Origin of the sequence: Enterococcus sp. HY326, assembly GCF_026157065.1 — a bacterium.
Classification (GTDB): domain Bacteria; phylum Bacillota; class Bacilli; order Lactobacillales; family Enterococcaceae; genus HY326.
In genome coordinates this window covers 31,428-47,008 of sequence record NZ_JANLGQ010000001.1, presented here as the reverse complement: position 1 = coordinate 47,008, position 15,581 = coordinate 31,428, and the positions used below count along the sequence as shown (strand labels likewise).

General features: G+C 37.7%; 14 protein-coding genes. 6 read left to right on the top strand and 8 right to left on the bottom strand.

The annotated features are described in order from the left end of the window. A complete protein-coding gene (locus tag ORH16_RS00210; protein WP_265455172.1) occupies positions 1-1,266 on the bottom strand; it encodes an NAD(P)/FAD-dependent oxidoreductase in 1,266 nt (421 codons plus the stop codon). A gap of 258 nt (positions 1,267-1,524) precedes the next feature. On the opposite strand from ORH16_RS00210, the gene ORH16_RS00205 reads away from it, so the two are divergent. Continuing rightward, positions 1,525-2,871, top strand: a complete 1,347-nt coding sequence (locus ORH16_RS00205) for a glucose-6-phosphate isomerase (protein ID WP_265455170.1) — start codon at positions 1,525-1,527, stop codon at positions 2,869-2,871. 408 nt (positions 2,872-3,279) lie between these two features. On the opposite strand, the gene ORH16_RS00200 is transcribed toward ORH16_RS00205, so the two are convergent. Continuing rightward, the gene (locus ORH16_RS00200) at positions 3,280-3,882 is read right to left on the bottom strand and encodes a TetR/AcrR family transcriptional regulator (protein WP_265455168.1); all 603 of its coding nucleotides are present in this window, start codon (positions 3,880-3,882) and stop codon (positions 3,280-3,282) included. 485 nt (positions 3,883-4,367) lie between these two features. On the opposite strand from ORH16_RS00200, the gene ORH16_RS00195 reads away from it, so the two are divergent. Beyond that, positions 4,368-5,033, top strand: coding sequence for a winged helix-turn-helix domain-containing protein (locus ORH16_RS00195; RefSeq protein WP_265455167.1), 666 nt, complete (start codon positions 4,368-4,370; stop codon positions 5,031-5,033). Positions 5,034-5,316: 283 nt separating this feature from the next. Further along, a complete protein-coding gene (locus ORH16_RS00190) occupies positions 5,317-5,751 on the top strand; it encodes a universal stress protein (RefSeq protein ID WP_265455165.1) in 435 nt (144 codons plus the stop codon). A 782-nt stretch (positions 5,752-6,533) separates the two neighbouring features. Here the strand turns inward: ORH16_RS00190 and ORH16_RS00185 are convergent. Together ORH16_RS00185 and ORH16_RS00180 are read right to left on the bottom strand one after the other, a co-directional pair. Continuing rightward, a complete protein-coding gene (locus ORH16_RS00185) occupies positions 6,534-6,935 on the bottom strand; it encodes a hypothetical protein (RefSeq protein WP_265455163.1) in 402 nt (133 codons plus the stop codon). Between the two features lie 108 nt (positions 6,936-7,043). After that, on the bottom strand, positions 7,044-7,808 hold the full coding sequence (locus tag ORH16_RS00180; RefSeq protein WP_265455161.1) for a hypothetical protein: 765 nt from the start codon (positions 7,806-7,808) through the stop codon (positions 7,044-7,046). Positions 7,809-8,191: 383 nt separating this feature from the next. Here ORH16_RS00180 and ORH16_RS00175 point away from each other — a divergent pair, with 383 nt between their 5' ends. Both ORH16_RS00175 and ORH16_RS00170 read left to right on the top strand, forming a co-directional pair. Further along, positions 8,192-9,202, top strand: a complete 1,011-nt coding sequence (locus ORH16_RS00175) for a cobalamin biosynthesis protein (RefSeq protein WP_265455160.1) — start codon at positions 8,192-8,194, stop codon at positions 9,200-9,202. A gap of 209 nt (positions 9,203-9,411) precedes the next feature. Next, positions 9,412-9,642 carry a hypothetical protein gene (locus tag ORH16_RS00170; protein WP_265455158.1) on the top strand — a complete coding sequence of 77 codons (231 nt, stop codon included), beginning with the start codon at positions 9,412-9,414 and terminating at the stop codon, positions 9,640-9,642. Between the two features lie 72 nt (positions 9,643-9,714). On the opposite strand, the gene ORH16_RS00165 is transcribed toward ORH16_RS00170, so the two are convergent. Further along, the gene (locus ORH16_RS00165) at positions 9,715-11,427 is read right to left on the bottom strand and encodes a glycerophosphodiester phosphodiesterase (RefSeq protein WP_265455156.1); all 1,713 of its coding nucleotides are present in this window, start codon (positions 11,425-11,427) and stop codon (positions 9,715-9,717) included. A gap of 76 nt (positions 11,428-11,503) precedes the next feature. Beyond that, positions 11,504-12,100 (bottom strand): TVP38/TMEM64 family protein, encoded by a 597-nt coding sequence (locus ORH16_RS00160; protein WP_265455154.1) that lies wholly within the window; start codon positions 12,098-12,100, stop codon positions 11,504-11,506. 341 nt (positions 12,101-12,441) lie between these two features. Here ORH16_RS00160 and ORH16_RS00155 point away from each other — a divergent pair, with 341 nt between their 5' ends. After that, entirely contained in the window at positions 12,442-13,791 is a 1,350-nt protein-coding gene (locus ORH16_RS00155; RefSeq protein WP_265455152.1) for an Nramp family divalent metal transporter, read from the top strand. 312 nt (positions 13,792-14,103) lie between these two features. On the opposite strand, the gene ORH16_RS00150 is transcribed toward ORH16_RS00155, so the two are convergent. Both ORH16_RS00150 and ORH16_RS00145 read right to left on the bottom strand, forming a co-directional pair. Continuing rightward, on the bottom strand, positions 14,104-14,565 hold the full coding sequence (locus ORH16_RS00150; RefSeq protein WP_265455150.1) for a threonine/serine exporter family protein: 462 nt from the start codon (positions 14,563-14,565) through the stop codon (positions 14,104-14,106). Between the two features lie 27 nt (positions 14,566-14,592). Beyond that, the gene (locus ORH16_RS00145; protein WP_265455149.1) at positions 14,593-15,348 is read right to left on the bottom strand and encodes a threonine/serine exporter family protein; all 756 of its coding nucleotides are present in this window, start codon (positions 15,346-15,348) and stop codon (positions 14,593-14,595) included. Positions 15,349-15,581 lie beyond the last annotated feature (233 nt).

Below are 15,581 nucleotides of genomic sequence, written 5' to 3'. Positions count from 1 at the left end.
TTAATTTAAATAGGTGTAGCTGGCAATTTCGGCAGCATTTTTTCCAGCTACATGACCCGTGACAAAAGCGGCGGTAATATTGTAGCCACCTGTATAGCCATTGACATCTAACAGTTCGCCTGTCATAAATAGGCCTTGTAACAACTTGCTCTCCATTGTTTTTGGCTGTACTTCTTTTAGCTGAATTCCGCCACCTGTGACAAAGGATTTTTCAAGGGGAAAAGTTTTGACAATTTTGATTGTGAAGCTCTTTAAAAGGGCAACAAAGGCTTCGACTTGTTCAGTTGCTAATTGGTCAGCAATTAAATCAGCTAACGCTAACCTTTCTAGATAAAAAGCGAGTAAGCGCTCAGGGATTAAACCGTGGAGAGCGTTTTTTGCAGTTTTTTTAGATTGCAGAGAAGACTGGACTTGCTGCGTTAATTGGGCTGAGCTGAGAGCTGGAAAACAATCCAGCTCGACTAAAACATCGTCCGCATTTTTTAATTCTTGATTGACAAAGCTAGAGCAACGGAGCGCAGCTGGTCCGGATAAACCAAAGTGAGTGAAGAGTAAATCCATCGTGTGGCTAGTGACTGCCCGCTGTTTTTGATTGAGAACAGACAATTTAACATCCTGTAAAGATAGCCCCTGAAGGGTTTTATCTTTGATGAAACTTTCTTCTGAGACCAAAGGAGACTCAGTTGGGTAAAGTGTTGTAATGGTATGACAAACTTTTTTGGCTAATTGATAGCCATCACCTGTCGCACCGGTTGAAGGATAGGTGCGTCCGCCAGTTGAAAGAATGACACAAGGGGCGGTGAATTCGCCTTTATCGGTTTTAACACCGTAGACTTGACCATCCTTATGAATTAATTTTTCAACTTTCGTTTGAAAGTAGACCGTCACGCCTAAATCCTGAATAGTATTCATCAAAGCCTCCACTACGGTTTTGGAGGAATTCGTAACTGGAAACATTCGACCGTGGTCTTCTTCTTTTAGTGAAACACCGTGGGATTCAAAAAAAGCCATTACATCAAAGTTGTTCCACTGAGAAAAGGCACTAAATAAAAATTTGCCATTTCCGGGAATATGGGCAATTAAGTCCTCCGTCGGCCGGTTATTAGTGACATTGCAGCGGCCACCACCTGTCATCAATAATTTTTTCCCCGCTCGCCGATTTTTTTCAATGAGTAACACGCGAGCACCATTTTCTGCTGCACTGATGGCTGCCATCATCCCGCTGGTGCCAGCACCGACGACAATAACTTCATATTGTTGTTCCAATTTTTTCCTCCTAAAGATGTAATTTATTTTTCTACTAGTGTTTATAATTTTAAAATAAGTTCTGATTTCTATGCTAAGTAGTCTGCTAGTGCTTTGCTTTTTGAAAATTTCTGCTATGAGTGTAACATAATTTTCTTAAGTTTAATAAAAATTGGCTGAAATTTCAAAAAAAGCAGAAGATAGCGGGTATTTACTTGAAATAAATCGAAAAAAAACGTAAAGTAGACAGTGTATAAAATAGCTTTTAGGAGGATTATCATGGCTCACATTAAATTTGATTATTCAAAAGTTGCACCCTTTGTTAACGAGCACGAGCTTGGCTATATGCAAAGCTTAGTCACAGCAGCTGACAAGGATTTGCGCCAAGGAACAGGTGCCGGCAGCGACTATATCGGTTGGGTAGACCTACCAGCAAATTACGATAAGGCTGAATTCGCCCGCATCAAAAAAGCAGCGGAAAAAATTCAATCTGATTCTGAAGTATTGGTTGTGATCGGAATCGGGGGCTCTTATTTAGGGGCCCGGGCAGCAATTGATTTTCTGCAACATACTTTTTATAATTTATTACCAAATGATACCCGCAAAACTCCGCAAATTTTCTTTGCAGGGAACTCCATCAGCTCAACCTATCTAGCTGATTTAATTGAAGTCATCGGTGAACGTGATTTCTCAGTAAACGTTATTTCAAAATCAGGAACAACAACTGAACCAGCAATTGCTTTCAGAGTGTTCAAAGAATTATTAGTTAAAAAATATGGCAAAGAAGAAGCCAATAAACGGATTTATGCAACAACTGACAAAGCCAAAGGTGCTGTGAAGGTTGAAGCAGATGCAGAAGGCTGGGAATCATTTGTAATTCCTGATGATGTCGGCGGTCGTTTCTCTGTTTTAACAGCTGTCGGTCTATTGCCAATTGCTGCCAGCGGTGCAGACATTGATGCCCTAATGCAAGGGGCAGCTGACGCCCGTGAAGCATATTCAAGTGATAAATTAGAAGAAAACGAAGCTTATCAGTATGCGGCTATGCGCAATATCTTATACCGCAAGGGCAAAGTAACCGAATTATTAATCAATTATGAACCAGGCATGCAATATTTTTCAGAATGGTGGAAACAATTATTTGGAGAGTCTGAAGGGAAAGATCAAAAAGGTATTTACCCTTCTAGTGCTAACTTCTCGACTGACTTACATTCGTTAGGTCAATATATTCAAGAAGGCCGCCGCAATATTTTTGAAACAGTGGTTAAAGTTGAAAATGCCCGCAAAAACGTTAAAATTCCATTACAAGATGCTGACTTAGATGGTCTAGGCTATCTTCAAGGCAAAGAAGTTGATTTCGTTAACACTAAAGCTTTTGAAGGAACTCTATTGGCCCACACAGATGGCGATGTGCCAAACCTATTAGTAAAAATTCCAGAAATGGATGCATACACTTTAGGCTACCTAATGTACTTCTTTGAAATCGCAGTTGGTGTATCTGGCTACTTAAACGGCGTTAATCCATTTGACCAACCAGGTGTAGAAGCCTATAAGAAAAACATGTTTGCTTTACTAGGCAAACCAGGCTTTGAAGACTTAGCGAAAGAGTTGAACGAACGCTTATAAGCCAACGTTTTAAGATTAGAAACTATTTAAATTAGATTAAAAGCACTCAATTTGAGTGCTTTTTCTTTTTGCTAAATTTAATGTGTTGGCGGACTAATAAGGGTGAATCCTTGTGTCCACAGAAGCTAATCTCGCCTTACTAGCTGGTTTAAATGATTGCTGGCTTAAAGAAGCATCATCTAAAAATTTTTTTATATTGTTTTATCAATGAAAGCTAGTGGATTAAAGGCATTAAATTTGAGTGACGAATAATTAATCAATTACTTTTCTTAACCAAGAAGTATTTGCTAATGGTTGCCATCAAAGAGTGATTAAGACAATGAGGTTAAAGAAAATGCTATGGCAGCTTTAAGCTGTAATGGATTGATTACAGCTAACTATTGGTACTCTTGAAAAAATTTTCGTCTGTTAAGACAATGTCAAAAGGTGTAACTCTGTGAGTGGAGGAATCAGCATATTCAAAAGAATCTCGACAATCGTTTCTGGGGAGTTATGTAAGCCGGTATAAAACCATTGTTCAATCACCGCATTTACTCCAGCAGCAATAAAGGTCGCATAATAATTTAAAACGTCTTCAGCTATTTTTTTTGAAAAAATAGTGAGCAGAGCTTGGGAAAATTGATTGTAATAGGTCAGGTGTAACAAATCCATAAAATCTACCAAGCTTTTATTTGCCAGCAGAGCACGAATATACTGTTTGTGCTCGCAAAAAAAGCAAAGGAGCTCTAGGGTATTTGGCAAAAGAACTCGCTTCAATTCTTCACTATTGGTTGCATGAGTTTTTTTTAAGATAGCTGTCTGCTTTTGCTGTAAAGAATCAAACTCTCTTAACAATTTTTCAATCAAGGTATCAAGAATGTCTTCTTTATTGCGAAAATTTTTATAAAACGTAACACGGCTAATATTGACTTCTTTTGTAATTTCTGTGATAGAGATCGACTTGAAATTTTTTTTTAGCAGTAGATCAACGAAGCAATCAGTAATGAGCTTCGAGGTTGACTTGTCAGTCACAAGATTCCCTCCTTTATAACACAATAAAATTTACCAATCATTTGGAATGATACATTTTTTTTATCTAGTTTTCAATTTATTTTTTTAAAACATAGGTTATTTTAATATTTTTTGTAATATTTGTTGCCTGTAAAAACGAAAATGATTAATTTGGAATTTTTTATCAAAAAAAATCAAATTCGGCAATTTTACAGATATAGTATTTCTGTTATTTGCCGATTTATCAGGAGTTTTTTTAATCGGATTTTAAAAAAAGGCAAAAATATTTTGTTCATAGTTGAGATGAATCACGAGCTTTACAAATTATAGTCTATTGTAAATTGTACTTTATAAAAAGAAATGTCATAATTCGATGTATATGATAGTTATTTTATTTATTATTTTATATAATTTTCTTTAATAAGAAGATAAATGATGTATTTTGAATAAAAATACTATTTTGATTATTTTTTATAAAAAAAATTGGAGAGAAATGGAGGGGCTTCATGGAGCCTATTGTGATTTTAACGAACAATCCAGCGCAGGAAAGTAATTTAGAAAAAAAATTACGTTTTTTGGGCTATGAGGTATTTTGCTCCGCGCTTTTACTGAAAAAGGGGCCAGAATGTGAGGAACTGTATTCAAATTTTTTCAAGATTGTTATGCTCAGCGAGACGATTGCAGATTATGATGCTCGCCAGTTTTTGGCGTACCTTCCTAAAGATATCGCAGTCTATCGAGTAACAGATAATCTTGAAATAGATGGCAGCTTTCTTTATGAAGATGGTATTCAGGAGTTTAACGATTCTAAAATAGTTTCTGCTCAAATGACAATTGCCGAACTAAGGGAAATTCTTGTAAGTGGGAAGAGAAGCAGCCAACAAAACGGAGCTGGGGTGACGGCTATTGAAGATTTCAAAGCAAAAATGTCGATTACGGAGAATCGACTATTTGATCTGTTGGAGGAAGCAGAAGGGAAAATCCTAACCCGCGATCAAATTTGTTTTGGAATCTGGCAGGAGCCCGCGAATACATCGAGGAAGACTCAGATTTCTCAACTGGTCAGCAAAATACGATTGAAAATGGAAAACGCTGGTTTTGATGGGCAAGCTTTGAAAGTAATCTGGCGAAAAGGGTACTGTTTGCAACAAAATTGGCTTGATGCAAGCTGATTGTGACACAAAGAAAAATAGGGTAGAAAATTAGTCTTTAAAGAGGTATTTTTGTAGCATCATTCTTTAATGAGTTATTTATCAGAATGAATAGACTAGTTTGTTTGGAGCGTTGTTTTAACACAAAAATTCTTTACTTGTTTTAAGATGAGTACACTTCTTCATACCAACTTAAAATTTTGCTTTTTTTATGCTGATTAAAAGGGATGAAAAAGATTTTTCCTTTTAAAAATCAGGAATCACCCTGTAAAATATGGTAAAATTTAAGTGGGAGGTGAACATCATGCTAGATGGGTATCAGAACATTTTAGTCGCTGTAGATGGATCCGAACAAGCCGATAAAGCCTTTGAAGAGTCGCTGGCAATTGCCAAAAATAGCCAAGCCAAATTGTATATTGCTATAATCATCAACGATGCAGATATCTCCAATAGTGCTTATGCCTACACGAAAGTTTTAGATGCAGAAATGGAATTTGCTAAGAACAAGGCTGCTGACAAAATTCGCTTAGCTGAAAGCGAAGGAGTCACGAACACGGTATCAATTGTCGAGTTGGGAAGTCCTAAACAACTCATATCTAGTACGCTTCCAGAGAAACATAATATTGATTTGATTGTAATTGGTGTAACAGGCAAAGGCAGAATTCAAAGAATGCTAGTAGGTTCCACCACCGCGTTTGTTGTCAACCACGCCCCTTGTAACGTGCTAGTAGTGAAATAATACTATTAAAACAAGGCCAAGCAAAATCGCTTGGCCTTTTTGTTTGGTGCTGTTGTCAATTGATGTTGATGAAATGAATAGCTGATGGGCATCAAAAACAAAAGACTTCATTCGTAGGGAAGTAAAAAAATTTGTCGGTAAATTGCAGGCAAAATTGAAAATTCAGCTCAGATGTAAAAAAGCCCAGGTTGTTGGTCGATTTAAAATTTAGTCTAGCAGAAGTAGTTTGAAGGATTGTCCATGAAAAAAGACTAGTAACAACTGTGACATAAAACTTTTCGTCAAGGATGCGCTGAAGCTATTTTTTATGATTGAGGCTGTGACATTAGTTAGAACAAAGCTCAACTTTACGAACGACAGCTAGTGAAAACCACTAGATGGTGTTAATTTGCGATTCGGACTTACTATAGCTCGGGATTTCTTCAGTTAAAAGATTAATGTCACAGGCTCATCGATTTAAGGTTAGGCTATAAAAAGAATTTGGCCAAGCTGACTATAGCAGCAAGAATTAATAAACCGATGGCAATCTTTATTAACTCATCTGCTCGGTTATTATTGTCGTTATTATTATTCAAGGTGTCTTCCTCCTGACTTTGAAAAGCTTTGCTAATGCTTATTATTATAGAGGATTGTCAAAAGCAGTACAATATCAAATTCTGCTTGTGATTTTAAAATGTTCATTCGACAAAAAGGAGCAGGCTTACCTAGTGTATCAGGTGAGTCTGCTCCTTTTTGTCGAATGAATCAGCATTTGATTTTGCTGAAAGCACAATCAAGCGTTACTATTCTTCTTCAAAATGATTGGCAATTAGTTTGATATCATAGCTTGAGCTTTGATTGTCTGCATTTTTAAAAGTGAAGGTAACCTCTGTGTCGCCAAGTTCAGCCATATCGTAATTAATTGTAAAGTCTTCGCCAGCAGTTACCGCCACAGCTTCTTCTTCACCGGCGGCATTATTGAAGGTAATGGTTCCATCTTCATCAGCAGTTCCTTTAATTTCAACCTGCTTTTCTGGATTGGACGTGTAAAAGCCTTTGGTAAACGTCACACCTTGAGTAGCAGCCGAAGTTGAAGTAGTAGTCGTTTCACTTGAAGAGCTACTAGTTGAATCATTTGAAGTACCGCAAGCGCTCAAGACAAAGAAACTTGCACATACTAAAGTAAGTCCCATAATTTTTTTCATTTTCTTACACCTAATTTCTTTTTTTATCATTCTTCCAAATAGCTATTATATCAATAAATCAAGCGAAGAAAAGTTATTTTTAGATTAGAAAATCTTGAGAATAATTGGCTAGTTATACTGACTCAAAATACTTTGCAGTTCAGTTTGTGCAGCGGTGTCTTGTGATTTTTGGAAAACTAGCTGGCTCTCTGGTGAATAGTAGGTATAAAGGTTTCCATCATCGCCAGCGACATAAAAGCCATCGGAAAAGGCCGAGCTCGTTTGGGCTTCATAAACGACACCATTATCCGCTAAAATATATTTCGTAAAAGGCTGTTGGCTATCCGCCACATTTGAAAAACCAACTGCGGTGCTAGGCGAATTCTGTGGGTCATCTACTTCATCGGTAATGCCCGTTACCCCGTTTACCGAATAATACCAGACAATTCCACCAAGGCTGTGTAACGGAAAGGCGTTATAGCCTGGCAGTTCGTTTTCAGATTGCTGTTGCACTTGAATTAAACCATCCGAAGTAACGGCGTACCAATCGCCGATACCGCTGGCACCATGATCAAAATAATTTGAATTGACTGCCATGCCAGCAGTTTTAGCACGACTATCTGCCCAAGTCAAAAAAGTTTCAGTTATAGCCTGCTTTTCAGCTTCAGAATAAACTCTGACTGCAGTGGGGGCTGTCGAAGAATTCGTGCTAGCTTCAGAGCTTACTGTTGTAGAAGTTGTTGTGGAGCTTATTTTAGTAGAGCTGCTAGAAGCTTCTGATTGGCTAATGGTATCAGTAGTTGAGGTGCTTGAGCTAGAGGTAGTTGGCTCATTTTTTTGACAGCCGCTTAGTAACAAAAAAGACAATCCCAAAAAAATCATTTGTTTTTTCATTTTAATCCCGCCTTTATGTTTTTCTCAATTTGATTATAGCACTTAGGCCAAAAGAATCGTTTTTTATTTCTTTTAATTTACAAAAATTACGTCTTTCGTAATGAATAGCGGTGTTTCTTACTATTGGAGTAATCCCAATCATTACACCTTTACTGAGGATACTCTTGAAAAAAATTTTAAAATTGGTTTGCGAAAAAAAATAGAAATAAATGATTCCTTTTTTGTTGTTATTTAAATTTTATAGAATATTTGCTCGCTCTCAGCTAATTTTGCGATTTTTTAAAATAAATAAGTAATTTGTTTTAAAATGAAGCGTTTTCACTTTTCTTGTAAAAAATCTAAGCTATAATAGAGGTAGTAAGGATGGCTGTGGGGGTGGAAAGGTGAAAATTGGCTTAATTGGATTAACTAAAAAGGGCAAAGAATTGGCAAAACAGACGATTGAAAAAATGAATTCAACTATCCAAACTGAATTAATTTTGCCGGAAGAGTTGGCAGATTCGCAAACTTTATTTTTTGTGGAGACAGATTTAAGTAAGGTTTTCACCTCTTTATTGGCTGAGTACGACGGGCTGATTTGCTTTATGTCGACCAGTCATTTCTTAAAGAGGTTTCCCACTCAAGGAAACTGGACAGATTCAAAAAAATTTGTCCTTTTGATAGATGAAGCAGGAAAATTTATTATCAGTTTACTACCTGGTAAGGAAAACTACGGCAATCGTTTGACACGGACCTTAGCGAAAGATTTAGACGCAACGGCGGTGATTACCGGCCAAGAAGAGAACCCAGAATTAGCGACTTTTGCAGGAATCGTCAAAGCTGTTCGTGGCTGGTATTCAAGGGACAAGACTAATCCGGATTATTTAGATCAGCTCTTAAAATCTGATGCCAAAATTGGCTTATTGCAAGAGCAACCGTTTTTACAAGATATTCCACGGCTGACACCAATCACATCTTTCAGCGATTTGGATGATTTTGCGGCTGTATTTTTTATCTCAACGAGGGCAGAAATTGTAACCAATAGAAAAATTATCCCGATTGTTCCTAAACTTTTTTATCTAGGAGTTTCTTATACAAAGATGATATCTGCAGCACAATTGAAGCGGGAATTTTTAAAGTTTTGTCACCAAGAGATGCTTAATCCCTTTAGTATTCGTCAATTGGCCTGTCCACAACAATTGCAAGGAGAAACTGCTTTGATCGATTTGGCAGCTTGGCTGCAAGTTCCATTGATGACCTATTCACAGGAGGTCATTGCTAAAGAATTTCAAAATACAACGTTGACAGAATTGGCAATTGCCAAAAAAGTAGCTCAATTAGCTAGTCGTCAGGAAACAATTTCCACTTCATTCGAAACACAGGAAGTCGCATTTGCTTTGATAAAGCCAACTTAAATTGATTTCATTGTTTTTTTTAAAAATCTTTGAGAAAAAAGTAACAAAACGGTCGTTTTAAAAAAAGAAACAGACTAAAACATTTAAATAACTTAGATAACGTTCATTATGTTAAAAAAATTGAAGTTATATGCTATTAAAATCGTTTACACTATTTATTTTTTTAAAAATGCATGTTATTATAATAATAACAGAAAGGAGAATAAAAAATGACGAATATTGAGATTGGTAACTATGTCTATGGACAGCCGATTGGTTTAAAAGAATCAATTTTGGGAAGAGTTGAGCATGTTTATGATAAAACAGTAGCAGTAAATGTCATGGAGTATGCTCCCCGAGATGAAATCAGATTAATCGATTTACAATTTAAAGTTTTAGTAAGAATCGAAGAAATTGAGAACGTCTCCACCGGAGTTACAGCGTATCAGGTTGCTACATAACTCCCAGGAGTATAAATAAAAGCCCCTAAGAAACTTGCCGAAAAAATCAGCGAGCTTCTTGGGGGCTTCTCTTTAGCTAAAGCCGAGGCTCATAGAGAGGAGTTGCTTGGAATACTGAAGTTGATTTTGATTGAGGGCCTGTTGGGTCACAGGCAAGTTGTCAGTAATAATGCCATCTACATCATAACTTGCCAAACGTTGAATGGCTTTTTGATCATTCAACGTCCAAACAAAAACAGTTTGATTCAACTGATGGGCTCCTTCAATCAAGGATTGAGACACAGTCCGATAATCAATCGCAATAAAATCAGTCGGCAAACTAGGTAGCTGACTAATTGAAAATGGCATGATGTAGCCAATCTTTAATTCAGGGGCTGTTTGTTTTAATTGTGTTACAATCGACAGACGCAAGCTTTGTAAAAGACTGCCTGTTTCTTTTAGCTCTGACAAATATTCAGCTAAAAATAGTTGGACCATTTCTTGCGTATCGGCGGCCTCTGATTTTAGCTCGATTAGTAATTTTTGATTGAGTAAGCGAGCCTGAGCAAAATAATCGGAAAAGCTAGCTAACTGATCTTTTTGCTGCCCCTCGTGTAAGGGCAGCCCAACCAAGTCGGTTAAATTATATTGGGGAATGCTGCCAGTTATACCGGCAAGCGACTGCAAATCGAAATCATGATAGACCACAAATTGTCTATCTTTGGTCATCTGAACATCAATTTCAACATAATCAGGCTTGTCCAAAATGGTTTTATCTAAAGCGGTTAGAGTATTTTGCAGACCATTTTGATTGCTGACACCACGATGGGAAATAATCGTGGGCTGCTGGTTAGTTATCGCTACTGGTAGGTTTTGAAAATTATAAAAATTCCAGCCGATGAAAGGAACTAAGGTAATGATTGCTGTAAAAATTACCGAAGAAAAACTAACGGGTTGTCTGAAGGTAGAATTTTCTTTCAGAGCGTTTACCAGCCATTTAAAAAAGCTAAACAGAAAGAATTCCCAATTTAACACAAACAGATATTGCAAAAGGGTGACTAAAAATCTACCGGTTATAGTTGCGTTCTCGAACCAGATTATCTCGCTGACTTTTTGAATACCCAAACAAACAAGAAATGCAATTAGCAAGATGGCAAAATATCTTAGCAGGGAGAAAAATACGTGAGCGAATATGTATTTTTTTCTTTGAGAGGTTAGCTGCCAACTTTTCGCAAGGGCCATTTTAGGGCTGCTCTGCTCTGTTACCATTAAAGGTAAAGCAAACAGAAAACGAAAGCCTAGAAATAACAAAACCAGATACAAGACAATGAAGCTGCCAATAACTGGGACCCGCTGAATGGAGATGAAATCAAGTAGCGTTGCTGACAATGGCAGTGTTTTTAACATTGTCAAAAAGAAGCCTGTAGCTAGGATTGGCAGGCTGATAAAAACATAGCAGGCTAATAAAATAAATTTACTCCAAAAATGATTCTTTAGGGTGGATAAGGAAAACAACAAATGCTGTTTAGTAGTTTGCAGGGACAATTGACTGTCCTCAGTTGTTGGCAGAATCAAATAGTGGACTGCCAAACCTAGCACCAATAAGAAAACAACTAATAAACTATTGAAAATCAGCCAAAAGATGTCCCCATCTATAGGGGCTTTTGAAAGCTCATTGCCGCTTATCTTTAAAAGTAAAGCCAGTAATGGTAAAATTCCGAATAAAAAAATGTTTAGAAAAAGGCTAGTCTGAAACTTTTGTGTTTCAGGGCGGCTGATTTTTTTTGCATGAGAATTCAGTGACATAAGCAGCTCCTTTGAAACTAAAGTATAAAAAAACTGTGACAAAAAGCCAACTGCGCTTCTGTCACAGATATCTATTTTATCCTAATAAACCTGAAAGCAAGTTTCCGCCATAAATTAAAGCCATGCTGTATAAGAAGATGGAAGCGGGTTTTGCTAAAAGAATAATCCAAGTGAATTTTTTAACCGAGATATTGGTTAAGCCGGCCATTAGACAAAGTGCATCATCCGGTGCAACTGGGAAGAAAATTGCCAGTGTGAATAATTTGTCAAAACGGTTTTGATTATCTAACCAGCTAATGTACTTGTTATAAGTTTTATCGCTGACTAATGACATGACAAAAGGTTTGCCATAGCGTCGTCCTAAAAGGAAAATAATTACGGAGCCAATACAAATGCCAACATAATTATAAATGAAGCCCATCCAAGGACCGAATATTAAGACACCAGCTGCTGTACTAATCCCGCCAGGAATAATCGGGATGACAACCTGCAAAATTTGAATTAAGATAAAAATGACGGGGCCTAAAATCACTGAGTTGCCAACGAGGCCGCGTAAAGCGTTGATGTCCTTAAAGACACCCAAGTGAATAAAATAAAAGGTGATGGCGATACTAAAGCCAATTCCTAAAATTGAAATTAGGTTGATGATTTTTCTCGATGTTGCAACGCTCATAACATCAGCTCCTTTTGGCTACTTTCCTAGTAAAGTTCTTGTTACACTTATTATAGGGAAATAATTTTGACAGCGCCACTACAGAAAACGATTCTTAACGAACAGTTTTGTAAGTTTCCCCGTGACCACTTAACTATGACACCAGTATAACGAAATTTTAATGGGATTTCACCAGACTTAAGTCTGATTTGGACCAATGTGAGAAAACTTATGCTTTTTCTTAAAAAGGGTGTCTGCGTTTACTTTTTTTAAGAAAAGTCCTATAATAAAAAATGAATTTAGGGGTGCCTAAAAAATTAAGTGAAGAGTTGAAATAAAATTTATGTAATGGAGGACTCAGGATGGGAGAAGAAGATATCACAGAAAATTCTGAGATAAAAAGTCTCGAAGAAATTAATAGTACGGTGGAAGTACCGAAGAATGCTTCCTTTTTTAAAACTCTCATGGCCTTCAGTGGACCGGGGGCGTTGGTGGCTGTCGGCTATATGGATCCGGGAAATTGGATTACATCAATTTCTGGAGGCGCCTCTTATCAATATGCCCTATTAAGTGTCATTTTACTTTCCAGTTTGATTGCGATGCTGCTACAAAGCATGGCAGCCAAATTAGGGATTGTCACCGGCATGGATTTAGCCCAAGCAACTCGCCAGCACACAAGTAAGGCCGGGGGCTTTGCCTTATGGATTATTAGTGAGCTGGCCATCATGGCAACCGATATTGCCGAAGTTATCGGTGGTGCAGTGGCCCTGCAATTATTATTTGGTTTTCCGCTGTTAATCGGGGTTTTGATTACAACCTTTGACGTCTTTCTTCTATTATTATTGACTAAGCTTGGATTTAGAAAAGTCGAAATTGTTGTGGCCTTATTAATATCGGTGATTTTTTTCGTTTTTGCCTATGAAGTTATTTTGGCTGATCCCAATTGGAGTCAGGTGCTGGAAGGATTTATTCCAGTTCCTGAAATTGCTACCAATCGCAGTATGTTGTTTCTGGCATTAGGAATCGTTGGGGCTACTGTGATGCCCCATAATTTATACTTGCATTCTTCCATTTCCCAAAGTCGTAAAATTGATCGCAACGATAAAGGCGAAGTCAAAAAAGCAATTAAATTTACGATTTGGGATTCGAATATTCAATTAACGATTGCTTTTGTTGTCAACTGTCTACTGTTAGTTTTGGGTGGTGCTTTATTCTTTGGCACTAACAGTGATTTGGGTCGTTTCGTTGATTTATATGATGCTCTCAAAGATAGTTCAATTGTTGGCCCGATTGCTAGTCCTCTGTTGTCGACATTGTTTGCCGTGGCTTTACTGGCTTCTGGTCAAAATTCTACGATTACCGGCACGCTCTCTGGGCAAATTGTCATGGAAGGGTTCATACATTTAAAATTGCCAATGTGGTTACGGCGGTTAATCACTCGTTTGATTGCAATTTTTCCCGTAATTGTCTGCGTGATTTTATATGGCGGCAGCGAAAATGCAGTAGAGGATTTACTCTTATACACGCAAGTCTTTTTGAGTGTTGCTCTGCCATTTTCGATTATTCCATTGACGATTTTTACAAGCGACAAGCAGCTGATGGGCCCATTTGCTAATCGACCAATCGTAAAATATGCTGCGTGGGTGGTAACGATTGTTTTGACCATTTTAAATATCTTTTTAATTTATACAACATTTGCTGGTGTGAATTAAAATTTGACCTACTAGTAAACAAAATAAAAAATCCAAGCTGGCTGGTAATTTTACCATGAGGCCTTTGAAACCTCAGGTAAATCCAAGCTAGTTTGGATTTTTTTGCATGTATAAATGTTCAAACAAGTGACTAAGAATCCCGTTTGTTTTTATCGGCCCAGCTTTTGGTAATCTTCGGCAGCACCGATGCATTCCAGCCCAATAGAACAAAAGCTCCTAACAGCAAAATAATCGTAAGAATATCTTTCATTGTCAAAAACCTCCTGACTGCTTTCCTTTATTATACAAAAAAATAGCGAAAAAAGCTCTTGACTAAGGCTTTTTCCGCTTTATTTGATAAGGATTTTTCAAAAGAAATTTAGCTAGTTTTTCGACTAAGTTGGTCACCATAAAGCCAATCGCAATGGCGCCAGCTGTGATAATCACAATCAAAATGTTTTGCAGGCCAGCTTCATAATTTCCCTGCATAATTTGGCGCACCGCTTGATAGGCGGGGCCACCGGGAACTAGCGGCACCAAGCTAGGTATATTGAAAATAATCAAGGGCATTTTGTACCTGCGGGAGAGAAAGACACTGATAATCCCCACAGACAAGGCGCCTAAAAAATTAGCGCCTCCCAGACCTAAACCCATTTCATTAGAAAAATGAAAGAGGACCCAACCAATCCCACCGGTAACACCGCAGGCAAGCAAAGCTCTTCTTGGGATATTGGTAATGATTCCAAAGGCCATCGTGGCCAGACCGCTAAAGAAAAAATTTAAAAGAATTGTCATGGTTGCTCCTCTATCTAAAAAAATACGTTAGCCTAATAATTTAATCACCAAATAAATACCTGTCCCAATCGCTCCCGCTGTAAAAATCGCCTCCGTTCCACGAGCCATCCCACTAATTAAATGCCCCGCCAGAATATCACGAAAGGAATTTGTAATGGCGACACCGGGCACCAAAGGCATCAGACTACCAATCATCACGGTATCGACATCCGCAATAATTCCCAAACGGAAGCCAATAAAAGACAAGCTGCCAATCACTAAGGCCGCTACTAATTCGTTTAAAAAACGAATTTCTAACCAGTAAATGCCATAGAGGGAGACAGTATAGCCAATGCCCCCGATTAGAAAAGCAGGAATAAAATCCGACCAAACGCCACCAAATAAAATTAAGAGCGTGCAACTGATTACCCCGGCAGCCAAAATTCGCCACCAAGCAGGAAAAGTCGGTGTTTCATGATCAATTTTTTTTAACTCTTGATGGAGTGTCAGCAAGTCGATTGTTCCCACTGCAAATTCGCGGGAGAGTTGATTCACCGCCACGACTTTTTCTAAATTAATCGTGCGGTCTTTAATCTGTTCCAACTGACTGTAATTACTACTTTTTAAGCTCATAAAAAGTCCCGTTGCCGTGACATAACTGGAATTTTCCGGTTCACCAGCATTTGTGGCAATCCGTTGCATCGTGTCCTCCACCCGATAAGCCTCCGAGCCTGACTCAGTCATTATTCTACCGGCTAAAAGGCAGGTCCGTAGTATTAAATTTTGCATTTGCGCCTCTGTCATGGCTTAATCCACCTTTTTAAATATGAAATTTTTGTCAAAAATGAGTGAACAAAAATCTCTTGTGCTTCCCAAGAATAGCCTGAAACCGCCGCTTCCGTCAAATCATTTTTCGTTGAAATATGAATTTTTTTAGACAGCTGTTTTTCTTAAGCTTGGTTTAAGTCCAAAATCCTAAGATAAAGCCATCAAATAAAGGAGGCGGTTTTCATGATTAAGAAATGGATTCAGATAAT